Origin of the sequence: Paenibacillus sp. FSL R10-2199 (assembly GCF_038000235.1) — a bacterium.
Classification (GTDB): domain Bacteria; phylum Bacillota; class Bacilli; order Paenibacillales; family Paenibacillaceae; genus Paenibacillus_AQ; species Paenibacillus_AQ phytohabitans.
The window spans coordinates 1,665,375-1,681,440 of the sequence record NZ_JBBOBO010000001.1; the positions used below are offsets into that span (position 1 = coordinate 1,665,375).

Here is a 16,066-nt window from a genome sequence, read left to right on the forward strand (position 1 = left end):
GCTTATTCTGACGCCCATTCCTCAAGCTTCCTGTCACCGGGCAGAAGCAGTGCAAGCAGACCAAGCAGGGGGAGAAATCCGCATGCCACGAACACCGTCGCAATTCCGATCGTATCAATTAAATGTCCGATTACGACAGATCCTATACCGCCAAGACCGAAGGCAAGTCCGGTAATCAGACCTGAGACCGTACCGATATTGCCGGGATACAGCATCTGCGCGTAGATCACAGTTACGGAGAAACTGGATAATAGGATGAACCCGGAGATGATCAGCAGCACTGCCGCCCAGAACTGATTCACAAAAGGCAGAGCCAGCGCAAACGGCACCGTCCCGATCATCGAGACCAGGATGAGATTACGGCGGCCGAAACGGTCGGCGAGCGGACCCCCGAAGAACGTCCCGACTGCACCAGCCGCGAGGTACATGAAAATATAGATCTGGGCATCATCAAGTGTCATTCCGTATTTGTCCATTAAGTAGAAGGCATAATAGCCGCCGATGGAGGCGCCGTACCAGGATCGCACGAACACAATGAAGACCAGAATGACCGTTGTAATCAGAATACGTTTGCTGCGGGCGGGGTCAATGGAGCGGGACACTGATTTTTTGCGAAAAGTATACCCGGCATCGAGCATTTCCCGGTACCAGCGGGCCACATAAGTCTGGACGGCGATCCCGGCAGCGGCGATTACGGTGAACCCGAGGGCCCCCATCTGCCCGAAGGGGATGAATACCCATTTCATCAGAAGCGGACCCAAGGACTGACCGGCGTTGCCGCCCACCTGGAAAATAGATTGCGACAGCCCCTTCCGTTGACCGGCGGCCATATGGGCTACACGCATGCCTTCCGGATGAAAGGCGGCTGAACCAAAGCCCACGAGCATCACGGATACGATGACAAGTACGTAGTTCCCGGCAAAAGCGAGTAAGAAGACGCCGGCAAAAGTGCAGCACATCCCCAGAGGAAGCAGAATTGGGCGGGGTTTGCGGTCAGCGGCAAAGCCGATAATGGGCTGAATCACCGAGGAGGTGAGGTTAAGCGCGAATGCAATCCAGCCAATCTGGGCATAAGAGAGCAGCATGTTATCCTTCAGTACAGGAAACATCGCCGGAATAAGCGCCTGGATGGAATCATTGAACAGATGAACAAAACTGACTGCGAGTAAAATCCGGTAAATAGTTGCCTGCTGCAAATTGCGGGATTCCTCAATAGCGGTGGCAGGAGCAGCGGGTATTGACTTGTTGGACATTTGGACTCCTTTCAGAGACGGGAATTAGCAAGAGCATCTATAAGATGAAGATAAATCCTATTGTAGCCATAAGCGATGTATTATGGGAATCAATTTGTGCGGTATAGAGCGTAATTATGCGTTCCTGGTTTTATTTATAAAAAAGGCTTGCAAACATCTGGGCGGCATGATATATTATCTCTTGTGCTTATGAGACATCGACGCTGAAACAAGCGGCGAAGGGAAAATAAGTTGACATGAAATATAGAAACATGATATGATCTAATTCCTGTGCAAGATACATAATGTTGAAATGCCGGGAGCAAGTTCTTTGAAAACTGAACAAATGGAACGCGTTAATTTTTACAAGATTCATTTAATGAATCGTCAGTTTCAAAATGAGCAATCGCTCTTTCTAAATACAATTTGGAGAGTTTGATCCTGGCTCAGGACGAACGCTGGCGGCATGCCTAATACATGCAAGTCGAGCGGAGTTATGAAGGAGCTTGCTCTGGATTAACTTAGCGGCGGACGGGTGAGTAACACGTAGGCAACCTGCCCTCAAGACTGGGATAACTACCGGAAACGGTAGCTAATACCGGATAATTTCTTTCCTCTCCTGAAGAGAGAATGAAAGGCGGAGCAATCTGCCACTTGGGGATGGGCCTGCGGCGCATTAGCTAGTTGGTGGGGTAACGGCTCACCAAGGCGACGATGCGTAGCCGACCTGAGAGGGTGAACGGCCACACTGGGACTGAGACACGGCCCAGACTCCTACGGGAGGCAGCAGTAGGGAATCTTCCGCAATGGGCGAAAGCCTGACGGAGCAATGCCGCGTGAGTGATGAAGGTTTTCGGATCGTAAAGCTCTGTTGCCAGGGAAGAACGTCCGGTAGAGTAACTGCTACCGGAGTGACGGTACCTGAGAAGAAAGCCCCGGCTAACTACGTGCCAGCAGCCGCGGTAATACGTAGGGGGCAAGCGTTGTCCGGAATTATTGGGCGTAAAGCGCGCGCAGGCGGTCATTTAAGTCTGGTGTTTAAACCTTGGGCTCAACCTGGGGTCGCACTGGAAACTGGGTGACTTGAGTACAGAAGAGGAAAGTGGAATTCCACGTGTAGCGGTGAAATGCGTAGATATGTGGAGGAACACCAGTGGCGAAGGCGACTTTCTGGGCTGTAACTGACGCTGAGGCGCGAAAGCGTGGGGAGCAAACAGGATTAGATACCCTGGTAGTCCACGCCGTAAACGATGAGTGCTAGGTGTTAGGGGTTTCGATACCCTTGGTGCCGAAGTTAACACAGTAAGCACTCCGCCTGGGGAGTACGGTCGCAAGACTGAAACTCAAAGGAATTGACGGGGACCCGCACAAGCAGTGGAGTATGTGGTTTAATTCGAAGCAACGCGAAGAACCTTACCAGGTCTTGACATCCCGATGAAAGCATTAGAGATAGTGCCCCTCTTCGGAGCATCGGAGACAGGTGGTGCATGGTTGTCGTCAGCTCGTGTCGTGAGATGTTGGGTTAAGTCCCGCAACGAGCGCAACCCTTGACTTTAGTTGCCAGCAGGTGAAGCTGGGCACTCTAGAGTGACTGCCGGTGACAAACCGGAGGAAGGTGGGGATGACGTCAAATCATCATGCCCCTTATGACCTGGGCTACACACGTACTACAATGGCCGGTACAACGGGAAGCGAAACCGCGAGGTGGAGCCAATCCCAGCAAAGCCGGTCTCAGTTCGGATTGCAGGCTGCAACTCGCCTGCATGAAGTCGGAATTGCTAGTAATCGCGGATCAGCATGCCGCGGTGAATACGTTCCCGGGTCTTGTACACACCGCCCGTCACACCACGAGAGTTTACAACACCCGAAGTCGGTGGGGTAACCCGCAAGGGAGCCAGCCGCCGAAGGTGGGGTAGATGATTGGGGTGAAGTCGTAACAAGGTAGCCGTATCGGAAGGTGCGGCTGGATCACCTCCTTTCTATGGAGAATCGTTTCCTGCAACGGAAACATTCAAATCGGAAGTATTACTTCCAAAAGATACTTAACGCGTATCCATTTGTTCGGTTTTGATGGAATTTGCGGGGCCATAGCTCAGCTGGGAGAGCGCCTGCCTTGCAAGCAGGAGGTCAGCGGTTCGATCCCGCTTGGCTCCACCAACAAACTTCATCAATTTGTTATGTCTAGAAACTTTAATATCGTCTGTAATTTCGAACAACACAACCGTGTTTGTCCCGTGATTACAGCACCTTGATCCTTGAAAACTGGATACCGAAACGAATTTGCGTTTTAGAACATCTTTTAGCTGAAACTTGTGTAAGCAAGTTGAAATAGTTATTAGTTGCTACAGCGATTTTCCTAACGGAAAACGCATTGGTTAAGCTAATAAGAGCACACGGAGGATGCCTAGGCGCCAGGAGCCGACGAAGGACGTGGCGAACAACGAAACTGCCTCGGGGAGCTGTAAGCAAGCTTTGATCCGGGGGTGTCCGAATGGGGAAACCCAGCTGTGGTAATTCGCAGTTACTCGTATCTGAATACATAGGATACGCAGAGGCAGACCAGGGGAACTGAAACATCTAAGTACCCTGAGGAAGAGAAAACAATAGTGATTCCGTCAGTAGCGGCGAGCGAACGCGGAACAGCCTAAACCAAGGGGCTTGCCTCTTGGGGTTGTGGGACGTCTCACATGGAGTTACAAAGGAATATGGTAGGCGAAGAGGTCTGGAAAGGCCCGCGATAGAGGTAAAAGCCCTGTAGCCTAAACTGTGTTCTCTCCGAGACGGATCCCGAGTAGTGCGGGGCACGTGAAACCCCGTATGAATCCAGCAGGACCATCTGCTAAGGCTAAATACTACCTGGCGACCGATAGTGAAACAGTACCGTGAGGGAAAGGTGAAAAGCACCCCGGAAGGGGAGTGAAATAGAACCTGAAACCGTGTGCTTACAAAAAGTCAGAGCCCGATCTATGGGTGATGGCGTGCCTTTTGTAGAATGAACCGGCGAGTTACGTTTAACATGCAAGGTTAAGGTGAGAAGCCGGAGCCGCAGCGAAAGCGAGTCTGAATAGGGCGACTAAGTATGTGGACGTAGACCCGAAACCGTGTGATCTACCCCTGTCCAGGGTGAAGGTGCGGTAACACGCACTGGAGGCCCGAACCCACGCATGTTGAAAAATGCGGGGATGAGGTGGGGGTAGCGGAGAAATTCCAATCGAACTCGGAGATAGCTGGTTCTCCCCGAAATAGCTTTAGGGCTAGCCTCGGTGAATGGAGTGGTGGAGGTAGAGCACTGATTGGGTGCGGGGCCCGCAAGGGTTACCAAGCTCAGTCAAACTCCGAATGCCATTAACTTCTTGCCGGGAGTCAGACAGTGAGTGCTAAGATCCATTGTCAAAAGGGAAACAGCCCAGACCATCAGCTAAGGTCCCCAAGTGTGTGTTAAGTGGGAAAGGATGTGGAGTTGCACAGACAACCAGGATGTTGGCTTAGAAGCAGCCACCATTGAAAGAGTGCGTAATAGCTCACTGGTCGAGTGACTCTGCGCCGAAAATGTAACGGGGCTAAACACACCACCGAAGCTATGGCTAGATGCTTTGCATCTGGGGTAGGGGAGCGTTGTATGCAGGTTGAAGGTGTACCGTAAGGAGCGCTGGACAGCATACAAGTGAGAATGCCGGTATGAGTAACGAAAAGATCAGTGAGAATCTGATCCGCCGAAAGCCCAAGGTTTCCTGAGGAAGGCTCGTCCGCTCAGGGTAAGTCGGGACCTAAGGCGAGGCCGAAAGGCGTAGTCGAAGGACAACAGTTTGAAATTACTGTACCACCGTAATCCGCTATGAGCGATGGGGTGACGCAGGAGGGTAGTGACGCGGACTGATGGATATGTCCGTCTAAGCAGTGAGGCTGATGTGTAGGCAAATCCGCACATCACTAAGGCTGGGCTGTGATGGGGAGCGAAAATTGTAGTAGCGAAGGTCATGATCTCACACTGCCAAGAAAAGCCTCTAGCCAGGAGAAGGTGCCCGTACCGCAAACCGACACAGGTAGGCGAGAAGAGAATTCTAAGGCGCGCGGAAGAACTCTCGTTAAGGAACTCGGCAAAATGACCTCGTAACTTCGGGAGAAGAGGTGCCTCGGTAGGGTGAATAGCCCGAGGGGGCCGCAGTGAAAAGGCCCAAGCGACTGTTTAGCAAAAACACAGGTCTGTGCGAAGCCGCAAGGCGAAGTATACGGGCTGACGCCTGCCCGGTGCTGGAAGGTTAAGGGGAGTGGTTAGGGGTTAAACCCGAAGCTGTGAACCGAAGCCCCAGTAAACGGCGGCCGTAACTATAACGGTCCTAAGGTAGCGAAATTCCTTGTCAGGTAAATTCTGACCCGCACGAATGGCGTAACGACTTGGGCGCTGTCTCAACGAGAGATCCGGTGAAATTTTAATACCTGTGAAGATGCAGGTTACCCGCGACAAGACGGAAAGACCCCATGGAGCTTTACTGCAGCTTGATATTGAATTTGGGTACGATCTGTACAGGATAGGTGGGAGCCGTTGAGGCAGGAGCGCAAGCTTCTGCGGAGGCGCCGTTGGGATACCACCCTGATCGTATCTAGGTTCTAACCTAGTGCCCTAATCGGGTACGGGGACCGTGTCAGGCGGGCAGTTTGACTGGGGCGGTCGCCTCCTAAAGAGTAACGGAGGCGTTCAAAGGTTCCCTCAGAATGGTTGGAAATCATTCGCAGAGTGCAAAGGCATAAGGGAGCTTGACTGCGAGACCTACAAGTCGAGCAGGGACGAAAGTCGGACTTAGTGATCCGGTGGTACCGCATGGAAGGGCCATCGCTCAACGGATAAAAGCTACCCTGGGGATAACAGGCTTATCTCCCCCAAGAGTCCACATCGACGGGGAGGTTTGGCACCTCGATGTCGGCTCATCGCATCCTGGGGCTGAAGTAGGTCCCAAGGGTTGGGCTGTTCGCCCATTAAAGCGGTACGCGAGCTGGGTTCAGAACGTCGTGAGACAGTTCGGTCCCTATCTGTCGTGGGCGCAGGAAATTTGAGAGGAGCTGTCCTTAGTACGAGAGGACCGGGATGGACGTACCGCTGGTGCATCAGTTGTTCCGCCAGGAGCATGGCTGAGTAGCTACGTACGGACGGGATAAGCGCTGAAAGCATCTAAGCGTGAAGCCCCCCTCAAGATGAGATTTCCCAATTAGTAAGACCCCTTGAAGACGACGAGGTAGATAGGTTGGAGGTGGAAGTGCAGCAATGCATGGAGCTGACCAATACTAATCGGTCGAGGGCTTATCCAAATTTCTTAGAGCGCAGATTCGTTTCGGATTCAGTTTTCAGGTGATCAAGCCTGTACGCCATGAAATTCATTCGCACATCCGTGATGAACCGAATTTCAAGCGGCAGCGTCTGTTTCACAGACGCATGTTTGGTGGCGATAGCGGAGGGGTTCCACGCGTACCCATCCCGAACACGACCGTTAAGCCCTCCAGCGCCGATGGTACTTGGACCGAAGGGTCCTGGGAGAGTAGGACGTTGCCAAGCACATGAAGCCATTGTTGAGTAATCGACAGTGGCTTTTTTGGTTTGTGCAGGGTTGTGGAAAAGCTGTGGATAAATTTCAGTAACTGCTGAAAACTTACGCACATGTGGATACAATTTCAGGAAGAAGTCTTTTCCCTGATAATGTGGATTAAAACGCATATTCAGGCGAATGAGTCAAGAGAAAACCTAAGTAATCCACTGTTTTTGTGGATAAAAAGTGAATTTTGTGGATAGATAAATATGAATCGTGGATAACTAATTTTTGCCGGAAGAAACTCTTTCGGGTTTTTTGTTTTATTGTTCAAAACCTGTGGATAACTTTTGTCCGCGGGCTATTTTTGTACCTCATTAGCTTCTGGACAATTTGCTTGATATACTCAATCTGAGCAACCATTGGACTCTATCTCTATAAATTCATTAACGGGGTGAGCAGCATGGAAATAAGGCAATTGCACGCAGATGATTTTGAAGAAGGCTTAGGCTTGTCAGAATATGCTTTTCAGTACAAGGTGATAGGAGAAGACAGGGAACGCGCCAGAGAGAAGTTCAAGCCGGAACAAATATGGGGAGTATTCGAAGGACCAAGTTTAAGTGCCAAGCTGGTACTTCTTCCACTTCAGGCATACATACAGGGCAAGCCCGTATCTATGGGCGGAATTGCGGGCGTAGCGACGTGGCCGGAGAACCGCAGGCAGGGATATGTGGCCAAGCTGTTGACCCATGCGCTGCAAACCATGAACGAAGCAGGGCAAACACTGTCTTTTCTGCACCCGTTTTTAATCCCCTTTTACCGGAAATTCGGCTGGGAGATCTATTGTGAATATAAGAAATACAACATACCTGTGGATAAATTTCCGCGGAAGGCTGAAATACAGGGCTCTGTGAAGCGCGGGGCGGCTGATATTAAAGTATTGCAACAGCTGTATGTCTCATTTGCAGCCCGGTACAACGGCACACTGCAGCGTACGGAGGAATGGTGGAAGGAAAAAGTACTCGATGAAGATACACATCAGTGTGTATTTTATTCGCAGCAGGGTGAACCGGAAGGGTATGTGCTGTATAAAATAGTGAACAAAGAACTGGTCATCGATGAATTTGTCTATCTGAATGAGAAGGCCCGGCAAGGGCTGTGGACATTTCTGGCTAACCATGACTCTATGATCACCGGAGCTTCATTGAAGCTGGTTCCCTCTGATGACATTCTGCCGTATTTGCTTCCCGACCCGCGGATTGCCCAGGAGAATTATCCGTACTTCATGGCACGCATTGTCAACGCCCAAGCCTTTATAGAGAATTTGTCTTTCCATGCGCTGAGCGGTATCCGGGAGCGGCTGCTTTATATTGAAGATGAGCATGCCCCCTGGAATAACGGCCTGTGGCGGTGGACAGTAGCTGAACATGGGGAGGTATCATTTACTCAGATCCAGGGGGACAGAACAAGCGCTGATCTTATATGCAGTATTGGTACACTTACCGCACTGTTGATGGGATACAGACGTCCAGTTGAAATGGCCCGGTATGGACAGTTATCCGGTACACATGAAGCTGTAGATTGGCTGGAGAAACTGATCCCGCAGGCGCAAACGGCTTTATTTGATTTTTTCTGACAAACCTGAAGGCTCTTCCGCTTACATTAGAAGCAGGAGAGCCTAAAATACATATCCCCTTGCAATGGGATCCGTGAAGCTATTCGGAATACAATGCGGCTAAAAAGTAAAAAATAAGAGCAACCCCTTGGAATTCAGTGAGAATATGTTATAATATGAAAAAAGTCAAAGAAAGTCAAAGTCAACGCGAGCTCGACAGCAGTGTTCTTAGGATTGTAACAGTTGGAGGTCTGGCTCAGTACGAAGGCTATTGCAGCCGATTCGCACTTCAGTCCCCGGGTTAAATTCTTTAGAGCTATGTATGGACGGCGGACGTTGATACAGCACAAGCTTAACCAAGGCTTACACACTGGAGGATGAGTGATGCGTAATATCTCCGATATTATTGAACAATATCTGAAGAATATTTTGCATGAAAGTCCCGAAGGTACGGTGGAAATTCAGCGCAATGATCTGGCGGACCAGTTCTCCTGTGTGCCGTCGCAGATCAATTACGTCATCAGTACACGCTTTACTTTGGAAAAGGGATATGTAGTGGAGAGCAAACGCGGCGGTGGAGGGTATATCCGGATTCAGCGCTTCGAGCTGCCTCAGAATGTGGCACTGTATGCACATCTGAACTCCACAATAGGGAATGATATTGACCAGAATTCCGCCGAAGGACTGATTTATCAGCTGGAGGAGGCCCGTTTTCTCTCCAAGCGTGAAGCGTGTCTTATGCGGTCCGCTGTTTCCCGGGAATGCCTGACGGTTAATCTGCCGTACCGGGATGAGATTCGTGCCAAGCTAATGAAGGCCATGCTAATCTCTTTGTTAGGCAAATAATTGTCAAAATGTGAGGGAGGGACACCGCTCATGCTATGCCAGGAATGCGGGGTCAAACCGGCTACACTCCATTTCACGAAGATCGTGAACGGAGAGAAGACAGAATTTCATATTTGTGAAAGCTGTGCGCGGGAAAAGGGGGAGCTCATCCCCGGTACTGCCGGAGGATTCTCCATACACAGCTTGCTTTCCGGACTGCTTGATCTGGAGAGCGCAGGCAAGGGCAAGTCAGAGGCCGCACAGACTGTGCAGGGGCTGCATTGTGAGAACTGCGGTATGACCTATTCACAGTTCAGCAAGCTTGGACGGTTCGGCTGCAGCTCCTGCTACAAATATTTTGACAGCACGCTGGACCCGCTCTTCAGACGGGTACACGGAAGTACAGCCCATGTGGGTAAGCTTCCCAAGCGGGCGGGTGCACAGATCATGTGTAAACGCCAAATTGATGAGCTGAAGCAGGAATTACAGCAGAGCATTATGCAGGAGGAGTTTGAAACTGCAGCCGAGCTGAGGGACAGAATCCGCAAACTTGAAAAAGAAATGCCACAAGAGTAAAGTCTTTGATATATAGGAGGGGATTCCACATGTCAAGTCTCCGGTTTACCGAACAAGCACTTAGTGACTGGATGCGCTGCGGCGGGAGTCATTCCGAGATTGTTATCAGCAGCCGCATGCGTATCGCCCGTAATCTGGAGCACCTTCCTTTCCCGCTATTGGCGTCTGCGCAGCAGTCGGAAGAGGTGCTGGAGCAGCTTGCTCCTGTATTTCAGGGAGAAGCCTCTGCGGATTTCGGCAACTTTCAGCTGCTGAGGCTGGATGAGCTCGATGAGCTGGATAAAAAAGTACTGGTGGAGAAGCATCTGATCAGTCCTAATCTGGCTGATGATTCCAAAGGCGGAGCAGTCATTCTTAATGAGGACGAGTCAGTCAGCATTATGATCAACGAGGAGGATCATCTCCGCATTCAATGCCTGTTTCCGGGTCTGCAGGTGAGAGAGGCCTGGGTAAGGGCAACAGCCATCGATGATATCTTTGAGGCTGCTGTCAATTACGCTTTTGATGACCGCAGAGGATACCTGACCAGTTGTCCCACCAATGTGGGAACCGGGCTCAGAGCCTCGGTAATGGTTCATCTGCCGGCATTGGTTATGACCCATCAGATTAACCGGATTCTATCCGCTGTTAATCAGGTCGGTCTTACCGTTAGAGGAATTTATGGTGAAGGCAGCGAAGCAGTAGGGAATATCTTTCAGATTTCCAACCAGATTACGCTCGGTCAGACCGAGAATGAGATTATTGAGAATCTCCACAGCGTAGTCACCCAGATTATAGAGCATGAGCGGAACGCACGTGAGCGCTTGCTTGTGGATTCCGCCCTGCGGATTACCGACCGCATCAAACGTTCATATGGGATTCTAGCCTACGCGGCTGTGATGGAGCTTAAAGAGTCAGCACAGCGGCTCTCCGATCTAAGGCTTGGTGTAGATTTGGGGATACTGGAAGGGCCTTCGATTTCAGTGCTTAATGAGCTGAATGTCAAGACTCAGCCGGGTTTTCTGCAAAAGCTGTTCGGCGACGAGCTTTCGTCCACCGAACGCGATATGTACCGGGCGAAGCTGCTACGGGAAACACTGGGATCACAACATTAATTATAGATATATATTATCCGTGGAGGTGCAGGAGATATGATGTTTGGAAGATTTACGGAACGCGCACAAAAGGTGCTGGCGCTGGCGCAGGAAGAAGCCGTACGTTTGGGACACAACAACATTGGGACAGAACATATTTTGCTCGGACTGATTCGTGAAGGTGACGGCATTGCCGCCAAGGCACTGATCGGACTCGGTCTGGGTCTTGAGAAGATTCAGGATGAAGTGGAAACGCTGATTGGCAGAGGTCAGGAACAACCGACCAACATCGCTTATACTCCTCGTGCCAAAAAAGTTATCGAGCTGTCTATGGATGAAGCCCGCAAGCTTGGACATACGTACGTGGGCACAGAGCATATCCTGCTCGGACTCATCCGTGAAGGAGAGGGCGTAGCTGCCCGCGTGCTGAATAATCTCGGTATCAGCCTGAATAAAGCCCGCCAGCAGGTGCTGCAGCTTCTGGGCAGCAGTGAAGCCACTTCAAGCCATAGCGGTGCTCCGGTTAATGTCAGCACACCAACGCTGGATGGTCTGGCCCGTGACTTGACTGCCTATGCCAAGGACGGCAACCTCGACCCTGTTATCGGCCGTAGCAAGGAAATTGAACGTGTCATTCAGGTGCTCAGCCGCCGTACCAAGAATAATCCGGTACTGATCGGTGAGCCAGGGGTGGGTAAGACAGCAATTGCTGAAGGCCTGGCCCAAAAGATCATCAACAATGAAATTCCGGAAACCTTGCGCGACAAACGCGTAATGACCCTGGATATGGGTTCTGTAGTTGCCGGTACGAAATACCGCGGTGAGTTCGAGGACCGCCTCAAAAAAATCATGGATGAGATTCGCCAGGCAGGCAATATCGTGCTCTTCATCGATGAGCTGCATACGCTGATCGGAGCCGGTGGTGCGGAAGGTGCAATTGATGCCTCCAATATCCTGAAGCCCGCTCTGGCCCGTGGTGAACTGCAGTGCATCGGTGCCACAACGCTTGACGAATACCGTAAATACATTGAGAAAGACGCAGCACTTGAACGCCGCTTCCAGCCGATTACGGTGGATCAGCCTTCTCCTGCAGAAGCTGTACAGATCCTGTTCGGTCTTCGGGACCGTTATGAAGCCCATCACCGGGTGAAGATTACGGATGAAGCTATTGTGGAAGCTGTGAAGCTGTCTGACCGCTATATCCCTGACCGGTTCCTGCCGGACAAGGCGATTGACCTGATTGATGAAGCAGGCTCCAAGGTAAGACTTAACTCTTACACGATCCCGCCGAATCTGAAGGAACTCGAAATGCGTCTGGATGATATCCGCAAGGAGAAGGATTCCGCTGTACAAAGCCAGGAATTCGAGAAGGCTGCAGCGCTGCGCGATACCGAGCAGAAGATCCGTGAAGAGCTGGACACAACGAAGAACCAGTGGAAAGAGAAGCAGGGCCGTACGGACTCCCAGGTTACACCTGAGGATATCGCACAGGTGGTTGCCAGCTGGACCGGAATTCCGGTCAGCAAGCTGAAGGAAGAAGAGACAGACCGTTTGCTGAATATGGAGTCTTTGCTGCATGAACGTGTAATCGGGCAGGATGAAGCCGTTAAGGCTGTCAGCCGGGCACTCCGCCGGGCGCGTGCGGGTCTGAAGGATCCGAAACGTCCAATGGGCTCCTTCATCTTCCTCGGTCCAACCGGGGTCGGTAAAACCGAGCTGGCACGGGCACTTGCCGAAGCCATGTTCGGTGACGAGAATGCGGTAATCCGTATCGATATGTCGGAGTACATGGAGAAGCATTCTACATCCCGTCTGGTCGGGGCGCCTCCAGGCTATGTAGGATATGAAGAAGGCGGACAGCTGACTGAGAAGGTACGCCGCAAACCGTATTCCGTGGTCCTGCTGGATGAGATTGAGAAGGCTCACCCTGAAGTATTCAATATTCTGCTGCAGGTACTGGAAGACGGCCGTCTGACCGACTCCAAAGGCCGTGTAGTCGATTTCCGCAATACCTTAATTATCCTGACCTCTAACGTAGGCGCACAAGCAATCCGTAAGAATTCGACTCTGGGCTTCACCGCGGTACAGGATGCCGGTGCCGATTACGGCAATATGAAGGGCAAGGTAATGGAAGAGCTGAAGAAGAGCTTCCGCCCTGAGTTCCTGAACCGGATCGACGAGATTATTGTCTTCCACTCTCTGGATGAGAAGCATATCGCCGAGATCGTTACCCTGATGTCCGAGGAGCTGCGCAAGCGTCTGCGTGAATATGATGTAGACTTCCTGCTTACCGACGGCGCCAAGGCGTTCCTGGCCAAAGAGGGCTATGACCCGGCCTTCGGTGCCCGCCCGCTCCGCCGGGCGATTCAGAAGCACATCGAAGACCGCCTTTCCGAAGAGCTGCTTAAGGGCAACATCAAGAAAGGTGACTCCCTCAACATTGATGAGGTGAACGGTGAGCTTGTGGTAACCAAAGTGGAAGTGCCGGCCGAGCTCTCCCTGGAGAAGGAAGAGAAGGAAGTCGAAACTGAATAATTTTCCAGCAATATGAAACAAAGCTCCCGCTCCTCCGTATAGAGGGGCGGGAGCTTTTATATGTCCGGAATGATTAATAATTCTGCCCTGAATCAGGCAGGTTAAGGAGGACGCAAACGAAAAGTAGATCTTAAGTGACCTTTCGTTCAGTGTGCAGAAATGGTAAACTTTGATTAAGAGAAAATTATCCGCAATTTTAGCAAGTTCGGACCGTAAGGAGCGCACATGGCCAAACCAAAAACAAAATTTTTCTGCACCGAATGTGGTTACGAATCACCGAAATGGTTCGGGAAATGCCCGGGCTGCCAGGAATGGAACTCAATGGTGGAAGAAACGGAAAGCGTAGTCAAAACCCAAGGCATGAATGCACCTATTTTTCAGAGTAAAGAAAAGGCGCAATCGATCATAAATATAGAAAGTGACAAAGAGCCGCGTATCCTGACAGGCATCGGAGAGCTTAACCGTGTGCTTGGCGGCGGTATCGTACCCGGCTCGCTGGTACTGGTCGGTGGCGACCCCGGAATCGGGAAGTCCACACTGCTGCTGCAGACATCTCACGCCCTTACAACCCAGGGGCTCCGTGTTCTGTATATCTCCGGGGAAGAATCGGTACGCCAGACCAAGCTTCGGGCTGACCGCCTCGGGGCGTTGTCGGCGGAACTGTATGTTCTGTGTGAGACGAACATGGAGAGCATTGAAGAAGCAATCGAGCAGATTAAGCCGCAGTTTCTGGTCATCGACTCGATCCAGACCGTATTTATGCCTGAAGTGACCAGTGCGCCAGGCAGTGTAACACAGGTGCGGGAATGTACGACAAGATTTATGCGGATTGCCAAAATCCGTGGAATCGCAACGGTACTTGTAGGACATGTAACGAAAGAAGGCGCAATTGCCGGTCCACGGATGCTGGAGCATATGGTGGACTGTGTGCTCTATTTCGAAGGGGAACGTCATCATACGTACCGGTTGCTGCGTGCGGTGAAGAACCGCTTTGGCTCAACCAATGAAATCGGTATTTTCGAGATGGGTGAGGTTGGCCTTACCGAGGTGGAGAACCCTTCCGAGCTGTTTCTTTCTGAACGGCCGCTCGGAGTGGCCGGTTCCGCGGTTGTAGCCAGCATGGAAGGCACAAGACCGGTGCTTGTCGAATTACAGGCGCTGGTTGCAGCAACCCATTTCCCTTCGCCCCGCAGAATGTGCACAGGTATGGATCATCAGAGAATGGCGCTGATCATTGCTGTCCTGGAGAAACGGATGGGCATGTTCCTGCAGAATCAGGATGCTTACCTCAATGTTGCCGGAGGTGTTAAGCTGGATGAGCCGGCGGTGGATCTGGCTGTCGCCATCAGTATTGCTTCCAGCTTCCGGGATATTCCGACCAAGCCGTATGATGTGTTTTTTGGGGAGGTAGGACTTACCGGCGAGGTGAGAGGGGTGTCACGCGCAGAGATGCGGGTGAAGGAGGCCGCTAAGCTCGGCTTCCGGCGGGTAATTATGCCTGAGAAAAGCATGAAAGGCTGGAAGCATCCGCAGGATATCCAGATTATAGGCGTCAGCACCGTAGCAGATGCACTAGCGGTCGCGTTAGATTAGGGGGCACAGGGACATGAAAGAATACAATCCATTAGATAATATGAATGATCTGCTTAGAATGGCCGCACCCGGAACACCTTTCCGGGAGGGGCTGGAGAATGTGCTGCGCGCGAAGACCGGGGCACTTATTGTTGTCGGATACAGTCCGGAAGTGATGGAAGTTGTCGATGGCGGTTTCTCCATTAACTGCGATTTTTCACCCAATTATTTATACGAGCTGGCCAAAATGGACGGAGCGATCATCCTGAGTGAGGATCTGAAGCGGATTCTGTATGCCAACACCCAGCTGATCCCCGATTCCTCTATTTCATCCATCGAGACAGGCATCCGTCACCGGACCGCTGAACGGGTGGCTAAACAGACCGGCAAACTGGTTGTTTCCATTTCCCAGCGGCGGAATATAATCACCCTGTATCAAGGCTCTATCCGCTATGCGCTGAAGGAGATCGGAGCGATTCTGGCCAAAGCCAATCAGGCGATTCAGACCTTAGAAAAGTATAAAGCCGTGCTGACACAGGGGTTGACTAACCTTTCTGCTGCCGAATATGAGGGGCTTGTGACGGTGGCTGAGGTAGTCGGCGTGATCCAGCGGGTAGAAATGGTATTGCGGATCAAAATGGAAATTAAGCGTTATATTAACGAACTCGGCAATGAAGGCCGGCTGATCAGCATGCAGATGGAAGAACTGGTCGGAAATACAGAGGAAGAAGCCTGGCTTCTGTACAGAGACTATGCAAGAGAGGAGCAGGAGGACAAAATCCGCGAAATTATCGCCGGGCTGAAGCGAAGCAGTGACGATGAATTGATGGATGACAATCATATTGCCCGCTTGCTGGGCTATTCCTCCACGGCTATTGCATCCGAGGAAGCCGTAACTCCGCGCGGTTACCGTCTGCTCAACAAAATTCCGCGGCTGCCGAATGTGATCATCCACAATCTGGTGGAACGCTTTGAAATGCTGCCTAATCTGATGACGGCGAGCATTGCTGAACTTGATGAGGTAGACGGCATTGGCGAGGTTCGCGCACGTAATATTCAGGACGGACTGAAGCGGCTCCAGAAACAAGTTCTTATTGACAGGCAAATGTAAATAACATA

Annotated in this window: 8 protein-coding genes, 1 tRNA gene and 3 rRNA genes; 11 read left to right on the forward strand and 1 reads right to left on the reverse strand. The window is 51.3% G+C overall.

Annotated elements, in window-relative coordinates; translation table 11 throughout:
* Positions 1 to 2: 2 nt before the first annotated feature.
* Positions 3 to 1,253: an MFS transporter gene (locus NYE33_RS07265; protein ID WP_341065304.1), complete on the reverse strand. Its 1,251-nt coding sequence runs from the start codon at positions 1,251 to 1,253 to the stop codon at positions 3 to 5.
* Positions 1,254 to 1,655: 402 nt separating this feature from the next.
* Here NYE33_RS07265 and NYE33_RS07270 point away from each other — a divergent pair.
* The 11 genes from NYE33_RS07270 to disA all read left to right on the forward strand — a co-directional run bounded on the left by NYE33_RS07270 (position 1,656) and on the right by disA (position 16,058).
* Positions 1,656 to 3,211, forward strand: a 16S ribosomal RNA gene (locus NYE33_RS07270).
* A 102-nt stretch (positions 3,212 to 3,313) separates the two neighbouring features.
* Positions 3,314 to 3,389: transfer RNA gene (locus NYE33_RS07275), tRNA-Ala, on the forward strand.
* A gap of 216 nt (positions 3,390 to 3,605) precedes the next feature.
* Positions 3,606 to 6,536, forward strand: a 23S ribosomal RNA gene (locus NYE33_RS07280).
* Positions 6,537 to 6,663: 127 nt separating this feature from the next.
* Positions 6,664 to 6,780, forward strand: a 5S ribosomal RNA gene (gene rrf / locus NYE33_RS07285).
* Together the 16S, 23S and 5S rRNA genes with 1 tRNA gene alongside form the textbook arrangement of a ribosomal RNA operon.
* A 434-nt stretch (positions 6,781 to 7,214) precedes the next feature.
* On the forward strand, positions 7,215 to 8,387 hold the full coding sequence (locus tag NYE33_RS07290) for a GNAT family N-acetyltransferase (RefSeq protein WP_341065305.1): 1,173 nt from the start codon (positions 7,215 to 7,217) through the stop codon (positions 8,385 to 8,387).
* Between the two features lie 363 nt (positions 8,388 to 8,750).
* A complete protein-coding gene (locus NYE33_RS07295) occupies positions 8,751 to 9,212 on the forward strand; it encodes a CtsR family transcriptional regulator (RefSeq protein ID WP_039298529.1) in 462 nt (153 codons plus the stop codon).
* A 30-nt stretch (positions 9,213 to 9,242) separates the two neighbouring features.
* Positions 9,243 to 9,767: a UvrB/UvrC motif-containing protein gene (locus tag NYE33_RS07300; protein WP_042217942.1), complete on the forward strand. Its 525-nt coding sequence runs from the start codon at positions 9,243 to 9,245 to the stop codon at positions 9,765 to 9,767.
* A gap of 29 nt (positions 9,768 to 9,796) precedes the next feature.
* Positions 9,797 to 10,861 carry a protein arginine kinase gene (locus NYE33_RS07305; protein ID WP_039298534.1) on the forward strand — a complete coding sequence of 355 codons (1,065 nt, stop codon included), beginning with the start codon at positions 9,797 to 9,799 and terminating at the stop codon, positions 10,859 to 10,861.
* A 36-nt stretch (positions 10,862 to 10,897) separates the two neighbouring features.
* A complete protein-coding gene (gene clpC / locus NYE33_RS07310; RefSeq protein ID WP_042240021.1) occupies positions 10,898 to 13,375 on the forward strand; it encodes an ATP-dependent protease ATP-binding subunit ClpC in 2,478 nt (825 codons plus the stop codon).
* Between the two features lie 225 nt (positions 13,376 to 13,600).
* The gene (gene radA / locus NYE33_RS07315) at positions 13,601 to 14,968 is read left to right on the forward strand and encodes a DNA repair protein RadA (protein WP_039298540.1); all 1,368 of its coding nucleotides are present in this window, start codon (positions 13,601 to 13,603) and stop codon (positions 14,966 to 14,968) included.
* Between the two features lie 13 nt (positions 14,969 to 14,981).
* Positions 14,982 to 16,058: a DNA integrity scanning diadenylate cyclase DisA gene (disA, locus tag NYE33_RS07320; RefSeq protein WP_039298543.1), complete on the forward strand. Its 1,077-nt coding sequence runs from the start codon at positions 14,982 to 14,984 to the stop codon at positions 16,056 to 16,058.
* Positions 16,059 to 16,066 lie beyond the last annotated feature (8 nt).

Excerpts from the sequence above, each read along its gene's own strand:
- NYE33_RS07295 (WP_039298529.1), top strand. The coding sequence starts at position 8,751 with ATGCGTAATATCTCCGATATTATTGAACAATATCTGAAGAATATTTTG.
- NYE33_RS07305 (WP_039298534.1), top strand. The coding sequence starts at position 9,797 with ATGTCAAGTCTCCGGTTTACCGAACAAGCACTTAGTGACTGGATGCGC.
- NYE33_RS07290 (WP_341065305.1), top strand. The coding sequence starts at position 7,215 with ATGGAAATAAGGCAATTGCACGCAGATGATTTTGAAGAAGGCTTAGGC.
- NYE33_RS07265 (WP_341065304.1), bottom strand. The coding sequence starts at position 1,253 with ATGTCCAACAAGTCAATACCCGCTGCTCCTGCCACCGCTATTGAGGAA.
- disA (WP_039298543.1), top strand. The coding sequence starts at position 14,982 with ATGAAAGAATACAATCCATTAGATAATATGAATGATCTGCTTAGAATG.
- clpC (WP_042240021.1), top strand. The coding sequence starts at position 10,898 with ATGATGTTTGGAAGATTTACGGAACGCGCACAAAAGGTGCTGGCGCTG.
- radA (WP_039298540.1), top strand. The coding sequence starts at position 13,601 with ATGGCCAAACCAAAAACAAAATTTTTCTGCACCGAATGTGGTTACGAA.
- NYE33_RS07300 (WP_042217942.1), top strand. The coding sequence starts at position 9,243 with ATGCTATGCCAGGAATGCGGGGTCAAACCGGCTACACTCCATTTCACG.